This window comes from Flavobacterium sp. NPDC079362, from assembly GCF_050267765.1.
Lineage (GTDB): Bacteria > Bacteroidota > Bacteroidia > Flavobacteriales > Flavobacteriaceae > Flavobacterium > Flavobacterium azizsancarii.
This window is the reverse complement of the sequence record NZ_JBNNFM010000004.1, coordinates 200,947-214,143: the sequence shown is the minus strand read 5'-3', so window position 1 is coordinate 214,143 and position 13,197 is coordinate 200,947. Positions and strand designations below refer to the sequence as shown.

The following is a 13,197-nucleotide window of genomic DNA, read 5'->3' as shown; positions in this document are numbered from 1 at the left end:
AAACTGCAAATAGAAGTAAAATTGACAAAGGTTTGAATCAGATGTTTTTGATTCAAACCTTTTTTATAAAATTATTTCAAAGCTTTTACTTTATGTCCGTAGATTCCAAATGATAGAATGATAACAAAACACAACAAGGGAATAATATATCCGGATTGAATATCATCATGTTTCATATCGATTAGAGTTCCCATTCCGTATGGCAGGATTGCTCCGCCAACAATCGACATTACTAACCATGAAGAACCTGTTTCTGTATTTGATTTTAAGCCCACAATACCCAAAGAGAATATCGTTGGAAACATAATCGACATAAAGAATCCGATTCCGCCAAGCGCATAAATTACATATATTCCTGTTCCGCAAATGGCTACCATACACAATAAAATACTGCAAACGCAATAGATCGAAAGCAAGACATAATCTTTAACGAATTTTAGAAAGAATGTCCCAATAAAACGTCCTGCCATAAACAGAAAACCATAAATACCAAGGTAATATCCCGCTGTTTTTTCGTCTAATCCTGCGCCTTGCTGCGCAATTCTAATAAAGAAACTTGTGATACAAACTTGTGCTCCAACATAGAAAAACTGAGCTACAACTGCCCAGCTTAAATGACGAAATTTTAATACAGAGAAGAATCCCGGTTTTACTTCAACCTCTGCATGTTGTGCTTTCATCGAAGGCAAATGCATGAAATAGAATAAGATTGCCACCAAAACAAGTACAGTTCCCAAAATAATATAAGGTAACTTTACAGATGAAGCTTCTTCTAATAAATAAGCAGCCTTTGTTGCATCTGGCATTGCAGCCATTTGTTCCGGTGTATGATTGGTTCCCGAAAGAATAAATAAAGAACCCACAATTGGTGCGACCATCGCAGCCAAACCATTAAAAGAAGCTGCTAAGTTCAATCGTTTTGATGAGGATTCCGGAGGTCCTAAAATCGCAGCATACGGATTTGCGCTGGTTTCCAGAATAGTTAGCCCGCAGCCAATTACAAATAAAGCAAACAAAAACAATTCGTAAGTTCTGGTGTTTGCTGCAGGAACAAATAGAAAAGCGCCTGCCGCGAAAACCAATAAGCCGGTAATAATACTGTTTTTGTAACCAAAGCGTTTGATTAACATTCCGGCAGGAATTGCCATAATAAAATAGGCGAAAAATACTGCCGTATCAATCAAAGTCGATTGACGATTGTTTAATTCACAAGCCTTTTTTAAGTGCGGAATTAAAATAGAATCCAGATTGTGAGCCATTCCCCAAAGGAAAAATAAACTTGTAATTAATATAAAAGGCAAAAGGTATTTTGTTGCTGTTCCTTTTTCTGTAGCGACTTCGTGTTGGTCGCCAGTTTGGTTGGTTATTTGCATAGTTTTTTTTAGTTAATAGGTTCAAAGAGGCAAGAGACAGAGGTCCAAAGGTTTTCGTTTTATATTCAAAGTATAGAAACCTTTCTACCTCATAAAATATTTTTTTTCACCAATAATAGGTGATCACAAACGAGAACGACTTCACCTTTTTGATTGAGAATTTCTACGTGTTCAGTTACAGTTCCCATATCCGGTTTTTTGGCTTCGCCTTTTTCTGAGATCGTGATTTCAGAATGGATGGTATCGCCAATGTGCACAGGTTTTACAAATCGCATTCTGTCATATCCTTTAGAAAAAGCTTCCGGATTAATTTCAGATGCGGTCAGGCCAATGCCAATGCTAAAAACCATAGTTCCGTGCGCGATACGTTGACCAAAAGGTTGTGTTTTGCACCATTCCTCATCCATATGATGCGGGAAAAAGTCGCCTGTATGACCCGCGTGAACCACAAAATCGGTTTCGGTAATCGTTCTGCTAAAAGTGACGCGTTTATCGCCAATGTGATAATCTTCGAAAAATGTTGATTTGAAATACATATATTTTTTGTTTGAAAGTTTCAAAGTGATAAAGTCAAAAGTCAATCACTTTTGATTTTATGACTTTCGATTAATTTATAATTCGCTAAGAGCAACCCCTCCATTTTTGTTACTGATATAACAGGCTTCAACGACCTTCATCGTGTCGAGAACATCCTGAACACTGGTTAAAAGTTTAGTATCAGAACCTTCTTTAAAACGCATTAGGTTGGACATTGTTCCTATGAAAGCTTCGGGAAACCACGAACCCTCGAGTTCGATTTTTTTCCATTCGTATTGCCCTTTTTCGTTTGCTAAAGCATATTCAAATTCATCAGGCAAACCATCGGGATAATTCATTAATAATCCCATTTTAGCTTTTATCGCACCTTTTGTTCCTTCCCATTTGATGTAGCTTTCCTCATGTTTAGGGCCAAAATGATGATCGTGATTTGTATTAATCACAACATGTTTGTCTTCTCCATAATCTAAAATGATGGTAGAACGAGAAGAGGATAGTTTTTTTAGCGGATGTTTGGCCGTTTTTGCCATGACACTCTTCGGATTTCCCAAAAACGATCTGATGCAATCGATATAGTGAACACTATGAAAAAGAATTTCTAATCTGGGATGTTCCTTAATCAGCGGAAACAACTCCCAAGGTGTGTTTACAGTAACTTTAAATTCAAAATCATACAAGTCGCCAATAATTCCTTCGTTGATTAAATGTCTTGCAGTGCTTACGAATGACGCAAAACGCAATTGAAAATTAATTGCCGCGACCAGATTTTTTCGTTCGCAAACCGCAACAATTTCACGTGCCTGAGCGAGATCATTTCCCATAGGTTTCTGAATCAAAACTGCAGCGCCATCAGGTAATTGTTCTAATATTTCGATGTATTGATCAGGCAGGACTGTAATGTCATAAACAGCATTTGATGGCGCGTTTTTAACTGCATCAGCTACATTTTCAAAAACATGGCTAATCTTAAATTGTTTCGCCAGATCATGCGCTTTAGAAATCGTTCTGTTGGTAATACCAAAAACAGTAAAACCGGCCATTTCATAAGCAGGTAAATGCGCATCTTTAACGATTCCGCTTGCTCCGATGATGATAATCGGTTGGTTCGTTTCAGGTAATTTTGGTTGATATGGAATATTCATAATTTTTAATTTAAAGGTTCTAAGCTGCTAAGGGACTGAGTTGCTAAGATTTTAGCATCCTTGTTAAACTTTGTCAAAGTTGTAGCAACGTATTCAATGCGTTAATTTTTCAATCATATGCTGAGTTTCTTCTAATAGTTTTTCTGAGGAAATATCACTTTCAATCGCTTTCACAACCATTTGATCTATTAACCCGGTTACTTTAGGCCAAATAGGGGTTTGAGGTAAAGTCAAAGCATTTTCATGTAACATCTCAAGCTTATGATAAAACGGAATGATATTGTTGATTTCAGGGTCATTCCATGTTGATTTTCTACAGCCAATTCCGCCTTCTGTAGTCAATAGTTTATCACTTTCCGGTGAAGTAGCAAATCTCAAAAAGTCGTAAGCCAGTTTTTGATGTTTACTTCCGGAACCAATGGTATACAACCAATACACATTCAAAGAAGCCGTTTTATGGTTAAGGTCAGAAGGTAATTCCGTAATATCAACTTTGCCTTTTACTTTCGATTCATCGATCACTTCACACATCGAAGCAAATCCAAACCAGTTGATGGCCATTGCGGCTTGCCCTTCGGCGAAAGCCATTCCTGCTTCAACCGAGCCAAATTCTTTCGACTTGGGATGAACGGCATTTTTATTGTTTACAATTTTTCGATAAAAATCTAAAGCTTCAATTGCCACCGGATTATTGATGTTAATTTGATTTTGATCGTTTAATAAAGATTCGCCACGAGTCCACAACTGCAGGCAGAAATCAAAAACCATATTGTGACCGTCTGGATAATTGGCAAAAATACAGCCGTACAGATTTTGTTCGGGACGGTTAAAAAACGTGGCTATTTCTACAAATTGTTGCCATGTTTTGGGTGGATTTAATTCATAACCCAATTGCTTTTTGAAGTTTTCTTTCTCAATATTATTTTCGAATAGATCTTTTCTAAAAATCAAACATTCAGGACCGTCATGAAATGGTAAACCGTAAATTCCGTTATTAACTTGCTGTAAATTCAATAAAGATTGCGACCAGCCTTCAGGATAATCCTGAGGTGGGTTGTGATTGATAGAGGAAGTTAAATCCAGAACCGCTTTTTCATTGGCAGCATCAAAAATCCAATCAGTATTCAGGTGCGCAATATCCCATTTTCCGTTTTTCAGACCTTGATTTGTAATGGTTTCTTCATAAAGATCATGCAATTCCAGTGGAATCATTTCAGCTTCAATCTGAACATTATTTTTGATGCAAAACAAATCCCATAGTTTTTGCAGCGTACTTTCGAAAGGATCAAATTTGCGGACAGCGATTCTTATTTTCTCCATTATATTGCTATAAATTCTTTAATAATTTGTTCGTTATCCTGTCCTAATTTTGGAGAACCTTTGCCTGAAACTAAATACTCTCCGTCAATTTTAATAGGACATCTTGTCGTTTCATACGAATAACCGTCGAGCATTGTTACTTTTTGCGTAAAGTCTAAAACCTTAAATCCTTCTTCTGCAAAAAGCTCCTGATAATTTAAAACTCCGGCACACCAAATATCTGCTGGTTCTAAAATATTCAACCAAAAATTAGTATCCTGAGTTTGTAAATGTGTTGCGAGAATATTTTTTATTTCATCTCTTAAAGTGAATTTATTTTCAGGAAATGCCAAAAGCGCATCGCATTTTAAAAGTGAAGCGAGAACCGGAATAGATCCCATTGCCAATGCCAGAAAGCCATTATTGGTTTTGTAAATTCCATAAGGTGCGCCTAAATAAGCGTGAGCATTATTCGTTTTAGTTCGAACAGGTAATTCACCGCCATCATTAAAATAAGTAGTAATCGTTTCAAACTGAAAATCAAAAGCCGATTCTAACATGCTGACCTGAACCGAAGCGCCAATAGTATGAGTTGCTTTTCTATACAAAGCCGCCAAAATTCCCTGAGCCAAATGTGCACCTGCCAACATATCGACAATCGATAAACCCATTGGTACGGGACCATCATCCTGATTGCCGCTTAGCCACGTTAAAGCCGTTAAGGATTGTAATAGCAAATCCTGTCCTGGTAAATCTTTTAAATCCGGATGATCGCCAAAACCTGAAATTGAGGCATAAACAACATTCGGATTTATCGCTTTAACATCGTCATAACTTAAACCAATGCGTTCCATAACTCCGGGTCTGAAATTATGCATCACGACATCGGCTTTAGCCAATAGTTTTTTTAATTTTTCAAGTTCCTCAGGTTCTTTGAAATCAATGGTAAACGACTCTTTGTTCCTGTTAATGGTATGAAAAACAGAAGATTCACCGTTCATGATCAAGTCTGATGTGTATAAGGTTCTGCAAATATCGCCTGTTCCCGGTTTTTCAATTTTTATCACGCGTGCACCCAGATCAGCCAACCGCAAACTTGCAGAAGGACCAGATAGAAACTGGCTAAAATCTACTATTAAATAATCTTCTAATGGTTTCATGCGTTGTGTAAAAATTGTTCGTGTATTTTTAAATTGTCTTCTCCAACTTTTGGAGCTGCTTTTGAGCTTACTAAAATTTTTCCGTCAAGCTGAATTGGACTTCTTGTTGTGACCATAGTTTCTCCATCTGAATTTTTTACGGTTTGTTTCAATTTCAATTCCTTTACAAAAGGCTGACTGTCGAGTTCTTCATAATTGAATACTTTTCCGCACCAGATTCCTTCTTTTTGAAGTACTTTCAGCCAATAATCAGCTGTTTGAGTGGCTAATTTTTCACTTAATAAAGTTCTGATTTCATCCCTATGTGTAAACCAATGTGGTTTGTCTGCGTACTTATTTAAGTCTAATCCTAACGCATTTCCAATAAAAAGCAAATCGCCCATGGCCAAAGAAAGAAAACCGTCCTGAGTTTGATAGACACCATAAGGAGCACTGAGAAATGCATGTGCACTTCCTTTGATATCGCCTCTTTCCGGTAATTGTCCGCCATCATTCATGAAAGAAGTAATGGCTTCAAACTGTACATCCAAAACCGATTCTAACAAACTTACTTCGACCAAAACCCCTTTTCCGGTTTTGGCTCTTTTAAGTAATGCTGCCAAAATTCCCTGTACAAAATGATTACCGCACATCAAATCTGCTACAGCCAAACCAAACGGAACAGGTTCCTGACTTTTTCGACCGCTTAACCAACTCAATCCGGATAAGGATTGCAATAATAAATCTTGTCCCGGTTTTTTTGCCCACGGACCAATATTCCCATAACCCGTTATAGTTCCGTAAATTATTTTTGGGTTGATTGCTAATGTTTCAGTAAAGTCCAATCCAATTTTCTCCATCACGCCAGGTCTGAAATTATGTGTCATAATATCAGCCTGGGCGATCAGTTTTTTGATTAAAGTTAAATCTTCAGGGTTTTTAAGATCTGCTGCAAAAGATTCTTTATTTCGGTTAATGGTATGAAATAACAAACTGCTATCATCAACAAAAAGATCTTTGATACTTAATTGTCTGCACGCTTCGCCTTTTACAGGACGTTCGATTTTGATGACTCTTGCACCTAAATCGGCCAATTTTAATCCCGCTGAAGGCCCTGCCAAAAACTGGCAGAATTCCAATACAACTAATCCTTCAAGTGGTCTCATGTTGTTTGCAGGTTTAAAGATTTTGTATAAAGCGAATTCATGACTTCTAAAACCAATTCTTCATCTCCGCCATTCATCAGATAATCACGAACGACATCGCCTGCATGATCTTGAAAATACATATGTCCGGAATATCTTGGGCGTAAAAAAGCACGTTCTAAAGCAGGTAAAGTATTCTTGAAATAATCATGCGTTACAGCATTAATTCGGTCACTTTTCCAGGCTTGTAAATGTCCCGGTTGTCCGCCATAATCAGCAAATATATTTTGTTGAACGTACGACGATCCGGTAAATTCAGCATAGGCAATTGCTTCCGGAATATGTTTGCTAAAAGAAGAAACGGCTAAACCGGTTCCGCCCAGCGAACTAATCATCGGGTTATTATTCAAACGAACCAAATCATAAAAATGAAGTAAATTTTTGCTGTAACCCGTTCTCGAATAATTCGAATATCCGTAAGCAAAAGGGCAGTACGCAATCTCATCAGAATTGACCATAGCTTCGTAAACCTGAATTGGATTTCTGTTAAAATTCGCCGGATCGATTAATTGTGCTAATTCACGAAACATCTGCAAAGCCTTTTTTCCTATTTCTACTGAGATTACTTTTTCATCAGACTGAAACGGAGCTTCACCCAAACTACAGCAATACATATAAAAACTCATTAAAACATCAACCGGAATTCCTGCGAAAGCGACCAATCCTTTTTTTGCCAAAGCCAATACATCATCATAAGTCTGTGGTACTTTTAGACCTTGTTTTTCAAGAATATCCAGACGGGCAGCTGCAACCGGAGTCGCTGCATCAATAGGTAAAGCCCATAATTTATGGCCAAAAACATAACTTCCGTAAGAACGTCCGACGGTATTAAGTTCCTGATCTTTTATATAGTCAGCAGAAAGGTGATCGGAGAGAGGTAGGATAGCGTTTGTGTGCGCTCCAAAACCTGTCCAGGGATGATCGATAACCAATAAGTCGAATCTTTTTGCCAAATCTTCAATCGAAGCATCAGCAAATTCTTGTAGACTTCTTTTCTCCCACGTAATTTCAATATTCGGATGTAGTTCTGTAAAACGTTGTGCTGTAGCAACCATTGGTAATAAACCTCTCGTGTGATTCCAGGTTATCCCTTTTAGTATCGTCATTTTGTTATAATTTAATGGTGATGATTTTGATTGAAGAATAATAAATGTAAAAAATACAATTACAAAAATAGAAATAAGATTGAATTGCGCAATGAATGATGCATTTATTAACAGTCGTTTTTTGCAGTATGTGAATCTGTTGCCTTATTTTTTTACAAATCAGATAAAAAATGTTATAATATCTTAGACTATGATCATTTTTTGAGGAATTAAAGAAAATATTTATCAGATTATTGAGATTAAAAATTACATTTGTAATTGTGTTTTTTACATTTATTAATTTTAGAACACTATATCGATATAAATAAGGACTTAATACGAATAAAACATGTTTTCATTACAAAATAAAAAAGCTGTAGTAACAGGAGGAGGTAGCGGAATTGGCAGAGCCATAGCAACCCTTTTTGCTAAACAAGGAGCAGAAGTACATATCATAGATCTCACGATCGAAAGTGCTCAGGAAGCAGTTGATGACATCAGGAATTTAGGTGGTAATATTTTTTCGCATGCTTGTAATGTGGCGAGTCAAAAAGAAGTTCTGGCAACATTTGAAGCCATTGGCAATATTCATATTCTGATCAATAATGCCGGAATTGCTCATGTTGGTAAAGTTGACACAACATCAGAAGCTGATTTTGATCGTGTGATGGAGGTCAATGTAAAAGGAGTTTACAATTGTTTGTTCGCAGCTATTCCACAATTCAGGCTTTCAAAGGGCGGAGTTATTATCAATATGGCATCAATTGCCGCGTGGGTGGGTATTCCGGATCGATTTGCTTATTCTACCGCTAAAGGCGCTGTTATGGCCATGACTTTATCTGTTGCAAAAGATTATATCAAAGATAATATTCGTTGCAATTCTATTTCGCCTGCAAGGGTTCATACGCCATTTGTAGATGGTTTTATCTCGAAAAACTACGCTGGAAAAGAAGCCGAAATGTTCGAAAAATTATCGCAATCACAGCCTATTGGACGTATGGGAAAACCGGACGAAATTGCCGCTTTGGCTTTGTATTTATGCAGTGACGAAGCAGGATTTATAACAGGAAGCGATTACCCAATCGACGGAGGATTTATTAAATTAAATAACTAGGTAAGGTGCTAAGGTTCTGAGATGCTAAGTTGCTAAGGTTTTTATTTTTAGTAGATTAGTTCATAAATAACCAGACAGCAAGTTAACAACTTTAAAATAAATAATTAACAAAGCAGCTAGATGCTAAGTCTCTAAGACTCTAAAAAAAACTCAGAAACTTAACGACTTTGTGCCTTAGCGGCTAAAAAAAAAAAATATGAAATTAATACGTTTTGGAGAAATCGGAAAAGAAAAACCTGGAGTTTTAATTGGTGAAAAAAGATATGATGTTTCGTCGATTGTTTCAGACTTTAACGAAAGTTTTTTTGAAGAAAACGGTTTAGAAAAATTACAAAAAGCATTAGACAGCAATCCAACTTTACCAGAAGTGGATGCGAATGTACGTTTAGGATCTCCGGTGGCAAGACCATCAAAAATAATATGTATTGGTTTAAATTATGTAGATCACTGCGTAGAAACCGGCGCACCAATTCCAACAGAACCTATCATCTTTTTTAAATCAACCACTTCTTTATGCGGTCCTGATGATGATGTTATTATTCCTAAAAATAGTGTAAAAACAGATTGGGAAGTAGAGTTAGCATTTGTTGTAGGTAAAAAAGCAAGTTATGTCGAAGAAGCTGATGCTCTTGACTATGTTGCCGGATATGCTGTGTTGAATGATTATAGCGAAAGAGAATATCAGATTGAGCGTGGCGGACAATGGGCTAAAGGAAAAGGCTGTGATACATTTGCGCCTCTTGGACCCTTTTTGGCAACAAAAAACGAAGTAAAAGATGTCGATAATTTGTCGATGTGGCTGAGCGTAAACGGTAAAAAGTTTCAGGATAGTAACACGTTAAATCTGGTTTTCAAAATCCCTTATTTATTACATTATTTAAGCCAGTTTATGACCTTGCTTCCCGGCGATATCATCAGTACAGGAACGCCTCCGGGAGTTGGATTAGGAATTAAACCGGATCCTGTTTACCTTAAACCGGGTGATGTTGTCGAGCTTGGAATCGAAGGATTGGGAAGTAGTAAACAAACTGCTGTGGCATACAAAAAGTAATCTAAAAACAAAATTGAAGATGAAATTTATTGTATGTGAGAAACCACAGGAATTCAAATTAAAAGAGAAAGAAATACCCGAACCAAAAGAAGGCGAAGTATTATTAAAAATAAAAAGAATAGGGATTTGCGGAACTGATATTCATGCTTTTGGCGGAACCCAGCCTTATTTTGAATATCCAAGAATTTTAGGTCATGAACTGGCTGCAGAATACATTAAAGGAAATGCCAAAGGTTTTGAACCAGGTGATAAAGTTACTTTTATCCCATATTTCAATTGTGGGAAATGTGTGGCTTGCAGAAATGGCTTAACCAATTGTTGTGTCAACATTAAAGTATTTGGAGTACATATTGATGGCGGAATGGCCGAATATGTGACAATTCCGGAGCAGTATTTATTGCACGGTCAGGGATTAGATTACGATCAGTTGGCTTTGGTTGAACCCTTGGCAATTGCGGCACACGGAGTTCGAAGAGCGGCCGTAGGACCCAATGATACTGTTTTGGTAATGGGCGCGGGACCAATTGGAATTGGATTGATTCAGTTTGCTAAAATTGCAGGAGCAAAAGTGATCGTAATGGATATCAACGAATACCGATTGGGTTTTTGTAAAAATGAACTAAATGCCGATGCAACGATAAATCCGTTAAACGAAAATGTTACTGCAAAACTGGCCGAAATTACCAATGGCGATATGGCCAATGTGGTTATTGATGCCACAGGAAACAGGAATGTCATGAATGATGCTTTCAATTACATTTCGCATGGTGGAAGATTTGTTTTGGTTGGACTTCAAAAAGGCGAATTAACGTTCAGTCATCCTGATTTTCATAAAAGAGAATCGACTTTGATGAGCAGCAGAAATGCAACGATTCAGGATTTTGAATATGTAATGGAATATCTTAAAAATGGCAAAATAGATCCTAAAAAGTACATTACTCATAGAACCAGTTTTAGTGATATGATTGAAAATTTTGGACAATTAATTGACACGAAAAATAATGTCATTAAAGCATTAATAGAAATAGATTAATTCTTTACGGATATTATTTAAACACATAGAGATATAGATTTTAAAATTATTAGTTAAGATATTTTTTAGAAAATCGAGCTTTTTTCACCTGGCGAAATCTATGAGATTTATTTGAAGGAAACGACTTTTCTAGACTATGAAAGCTGTGTTTCTATGTGTTTTAAAATTTATAACTACTGATAAACCTCAAATAACCGCAAAAAATGGATTTAAATTTAAAAGGTAAAATTGTTGTCGTGTCCGGTTCGGCGGGCAAAGAAGGAAGTATAGGAGAAACGATTATCAAGAGATTGGCAGATGAAGGTGCAATTCCGGTACTTGTTGATAGAAATGACAGAGGTTTTGGTTATGCCGAAGAACTTCAAAAAAGAAATATAGATTCATTATTCGTCAAAACAGATGTTACCGATCCTGTTGAAATGGAAAATGCTGTTAAAAAAATCGTTGCAAAATACGGTAGAATTGATGTTGTTATCAATAACGTGGGCGTGAATGACGGAGCTGGTTTAGATTCGAGTTATGATGATTTCATGAATTCGTTGAAACTGAATGTGGTGAGTTATTTTTTATTGACAAAATATGCGCTTCCATACCTAAAAGAATCGAGAGGAAATATCTTAAATATTGGTTCAAAAGTAGCTTTAACAGGACAGGGCGGAACTTCTGGTTACGCTGCTGCCAAAGGTGGAGTTTTAGGATTAACCAGAGAATGGGCAGTCGATTTGATCGAATTTGGAATTCGTTCGAATGCCATTATTATAGCAGAAAGTTTTACGCCGGCTTATGATGATTGGTTGAAAACACTTCCGGATGGCGAAACTGTTTTGAATAAAATCAACAAAAGTATTCCGTTTGAAAGCCGAATGACCAAGACAGAAGAAATTGCAGATACAGCACTTTTTATCATTTCAGATCGTTCGTCGCATACTACAGGACAATTTGTTTTTGTTGATGGTGGCTACGTTCATTTAGATCGTGCACTAATTAGCGATGTAAATTAGTATAAGATGGGAAACCGAATTGATTCACATCAGCATTTTTGGAAATTTGATCCCGTAAGAGACAGCTGGATTGACGATTCGATGCAAAAGATCCAAAGAGATTTTTTGCCTGAAGATCTTTTGCCTTTATTGCAACAAAATCAATTTTCAGGTTGCGTAGCCGTTCATGCCAGTCAGTCTGAAGAGGAAACTGAGTTTCTTTTAGATTTAGCTTCAAAAAATGATTTTATAAAAGGAATCGTGGGTTGGGTTGATTTAAGAGCTTCAAATATCGAAGAACGACTAAATTATTTTTCTTCTTTTAAAAACATAAAAGGATTTCGTCATGTTGTTCAGGGCGAAGCCGATGATTTTATGTTTAGAGAAGATTTTCGTAACGGAATTTCAGCTTTAAAAATGTTCAATTATACCTACGATATTTTAATTTTTCATCGTCAATTATCCGCTGCAATAAATTTGGTAAAACATTTTCCCGATCAGCCTTTTGTAATCGATCATATCGCAAAACCGGATATAAAATCAGGTGATATTGCATCATGGAAGAAAGGAATTGAGGAAATTGTAAAATACGAAAATGTAAGCTGTAAAATCTCAGGAATGGTCACAGAAGCTCATTGGAACTCCTGGAAACCATCTGATCTAAAACCGTATCTAGATGTTATTTTCGAAAATTTCACTGCCAATAAATTAATGTTCGGATCAGATTGGCCAGTTTTGAATGTCGCCTCCGATTATTCTGAAGTAGTACAAACCTTAGAAGATTATATGTCACAACTTTCTACAGAAGATCAGAATAAGATTTGGTTTGAGAATGCGAGTTCTTTTTATAAGTTATAAATAACCGCACAATATTTCATCCTGATTTTACACAAAGAAACGCGACAGGTTTTTAAAACCTGTCAGGTTTGATGTTGTATATCATAATCTTGTCACCTTTGCGAAAGAGAAATCTCCGCAGGAAACTCCACAAAGGATTATAAAATACGTTGTCGATTCACGAGCGTGATCCTTCGTTCCTCAGGATGAAAAGATTGCGAATAAAATGGCAGTAAATGACCATAAAGTTTGTCATTTCGAAGAATGAGAAATCACACAAGAAATTCCGCAAAGATCTAGATCGATTGTCGTGGTACGTACGAAGATTTTTATTTCGAAATCAAAAAGAAATTCAATAAAAAAGCAGGCTTTCCATCGGAAAGCCTGCTTTTTTATTACTCT

Annotated in this window: 12 protein-coding genes; 5 read left to right on the top strand and 7 right to left on the bottom strand. The window is 36.6% G+C overall.

Annotated elements, in window-relative coordinates:
- Positions 1 to 71: 71 nt before the first annotated feature.
- The 7 genes from fucP to ACQKCJ_RS06260 form a co-directional block, all read right to left on the bottom strand.
- A complete protein-coding gene (gene fucP / locus ACQKCJ_RS06290; RefSeq protein WP_427401632.1) occupies positions 72 to 1,373 on the bottom strand; it encodes an L-fucose:H+ symporter permease in 1,302 nt (433 codons plus the stop codon).
- 89 nt (positions 1,374 to 1,462) lie between these two features.
- Positions 1,463 to 1,909 (bottom strand): MaoC/PaaZ C-terminal domain-containing protein, encoded by a 447-nt coding sequence (locus tag ACQKCJ_RS06285; protein ID WP_427401631.1) that lies wholly within the window; start codon positions 1,907 to 1,909, stop codon positions 1,463 to 1,465.
- A 75-nt stretch (positions 1,910 to 1,984) separates the two neighbouring features.
- Positions 1,985 to 3,052 carry a Gfo/Idh/MocA family protein gene (locus tag ACQKCJ_RS06280; RefSeq protein WP_271334136.1) on the bottom strand — a complete coding sequence of 356 codons (1,068 nt, stop codon included), beginning with the start codon at positions 3,050 to 3,052 and terminating at the stop codon, positions 1,985 to 1,987.
- 93 nt (positions 3,053 to 3,145) lie between these two features.
- Positions 3,146 to 4,372 (bottom strand): extracellular solute-binding protein, encoded by a 1,227-nt coding sequence (locus tag ACQKCJ_RS06275; protein ID WP_427401630.1) that lies wholly within the window; start codon positions 4,370 to 4,372, stop codon positions 3,146 to 3,148.
- Positions 4,372 to 5,511, bottom strand: coding sequence for a CaiB/BaiF CoA transferase family protein (locus ACQKCJ_RS06270; protein ID WP_427401629.1), 1,140 nt, complete (start codon positions 5,509 to 5,511; stop codon positions 4,372 to 4,374). The genes ACQKCJ_RS06275 and ACQKCJ_RS06270 overlap by 1 nt, the downstream gene beginning before the upstream one ends.
- Positions 5,508 to 6,656: a CaiB/BaiF CoA transferase family protein gene (locus ACQKCJ_RS06265; RefSeq protein ID WP_271334139.1), complete on the bottom strand. Its 1,149-nt coding sequence runs from the start codon at positions 6,654 to 6,656 to the stop codon at positions 5,508 to 5,510. Before ACQKCJ_RS06265 ends, ACQKCJ_RS06270 begins: the two co-directional genes overlap by 4 nt.
- Positions 6,653 to 7,801, bottom strand: coding sequence for an ABC transporter substrate-binding protein (locus ACQKCJ_RS06260; RefSeq protein WP_427401628.1), 1,149 nt, complete (start codon positions 7,799 to 7,801; stop codon positions 6,653 to 6,655). Before ACQKCJ_RS06260 ends, ACQKCJ_RS06265 begins: the two co-directional genes overlap by 4 nt.
- Positions 7,802 to 8,129: 328 nt before the next feature.
- Between ACQKCJ_RS06260 and ACQKCJ_RS06255 the strand changes: the two genes are divergently transcribed.
- The 5 genes from ACQKCJ_RS06255 to ACQKCJ_RS06235 all read left to right on the top strand — a co-directional run bounded on the left by ACQKCJ_RS06255 (position 8,130) and on the right by ACQKCJ_RS06235 (position 12,816).
- Positions 8,130 to 8,894, top strand: a complete 765-nt coding sequence (locus ACQKCJ_RS06255; protein WP_271334141.1) for an SDR family NAD(P)-dependent oxidoreductase — start codon at positions 8,130 to 8,132, stop codon at positions 8,892 to 8,894.
- 196 nt (positions 8,895 to 9,090) lie between these two features.
- Positions 9,091 to 9,945 (top strand): fumarylacetoacetate hydrolase family protein, encoded by an 855-nt coding sequence (locus ACQKCJ_RS06250; protein WP_427401627.1) that lies wholly within the window; start codon positions 9,091 to 9,093, stop codon positions 9,943 to 9,945.
- Between the two features lie 19 nt (positions 9,946 to 9,964).
- Positions 9,965 to 10,978, top strand: a complete 1,014-nt coding sequence (locus ACQKCJ_RS06245) for a zinc-binding alcohol dehydrogenase family protein (protein WP_427401626.1) — start codon at positions 9,965 to 9,967, stop codon at positions 10,976 to 10,978.
- Between the two features lie 203 nt (positions 10,979 to 11,181).
- Entirely contained in the window at positions 11,182 to 11,979 is a 798-nt protein-coding gene (locus tag ACQKCJ_RS06240) for an SDR family oxidoreductase (protein WP_271334144.1), read from the top strand.
- A gap of 6 nt (positions 11,980 to 11,985) precedes the next feature.
- The gene (locus tag ACQKCJ_RS06235) at positions 11,986 to 12,816 is read left to right on the top strand and encodes an amidohydrolase family protein (protein ID WP_271334145.1); all 831 of its coding nucleotides are present in this window, start codon (positions 11,986 to 11,988) and stop codon (positions 12,814 to 12,816) included.
- The last annotated feature ends 381 nt before the right edge of the window (positions 12,817 to 13,197 follow it).

Bases quoted from the DNA above. Each gene is read 5' to 3' on its own strand.
- ACQKCJ_RS06245 (WP_427401626.1), top strand. From the start codon at position 9,965: ATGAAATTTATTGTATGTGAGAAACCACAGGAATTCAAATTAAAAGAG.
- fucP (WP_427401632.1), bottom strand. From the start codon at position 1,373: ATGCAAATAACCAACCAAACTGGCGACCAACACGAAGTCGCTACAGAA.
- ACQKCJ_RS06275 (WP_427401630.1), bottom strand. From the start codon at position 4,372: ATGGAGAAAATAAGAATCGCTGTCCGCAAATTTGATCCTTTCGAAAGT.
- ACQKCJ_RS06270 (WP_427401629.1), bottom strand. From the start codon at position 5,511: ATGAAACCATTAGAAGATTATTTAATAGTAGATTTTAGCCAGTTTCTA.
- ACQKCJ_RS06285 (WP_427401631.1), bottom strand. From the start codon at position 1,909: ATGTATTTCAAATCAACATTTTTCGAAGATTATCACATTGGCGATAAA.
- ACQKCJ_RS06240 (WP_271334144.1), top strand. From the start codon at position 11,182: ATGGATTTAAATTTAAAAGGTAAAATTGTTGTCGTGTCCGGTTCGGCG.
- ACQKCJ_RS06235 (WP_271334145.1), top strand. From the start codon at position 11,986: ATGGGAAACCGAATTGATTCACATCAGCATTTTTGGAAATTTGATCCC.
- ACQKCJ_RS06250 (WP_427401627.1), top strand. From the start codon at position 9,091: ATGAAATTAATACGTTTTGGAGAAATCGGAAAAGAAAAACCTGGAGTT.
- ACQKCJ_RS06255 (WP_271334141.1), top strand. From the start codon at position 8,130: ATGTTTTCATTACAAAATAAAAAAGCTGTAGTAACAGGAGGAGGTAGC.
- ACQKCJ_RS06265 (WP_271334139.1), bottom strand. From the start codon at position 6,656: ATGAGACCACTTGAAGGATTAGTTGTATTGGAATTCTGCCAGTTTTTG.
- ACQKCJ_RS06260 (WP_427401628.1), bottom strand. From the start codon at position 7,801: ATGACGATACTAAAAGGGATAACCTGGAATCACACGAGAGGTTTATTA.
- ACQKCJ_RS06280 (WP_271334136.1), bottom strand. From the start codon at position 3,052: ATGAATATTCCATATCAACCAAAATTACCTGAAACGAACCAACCGATT.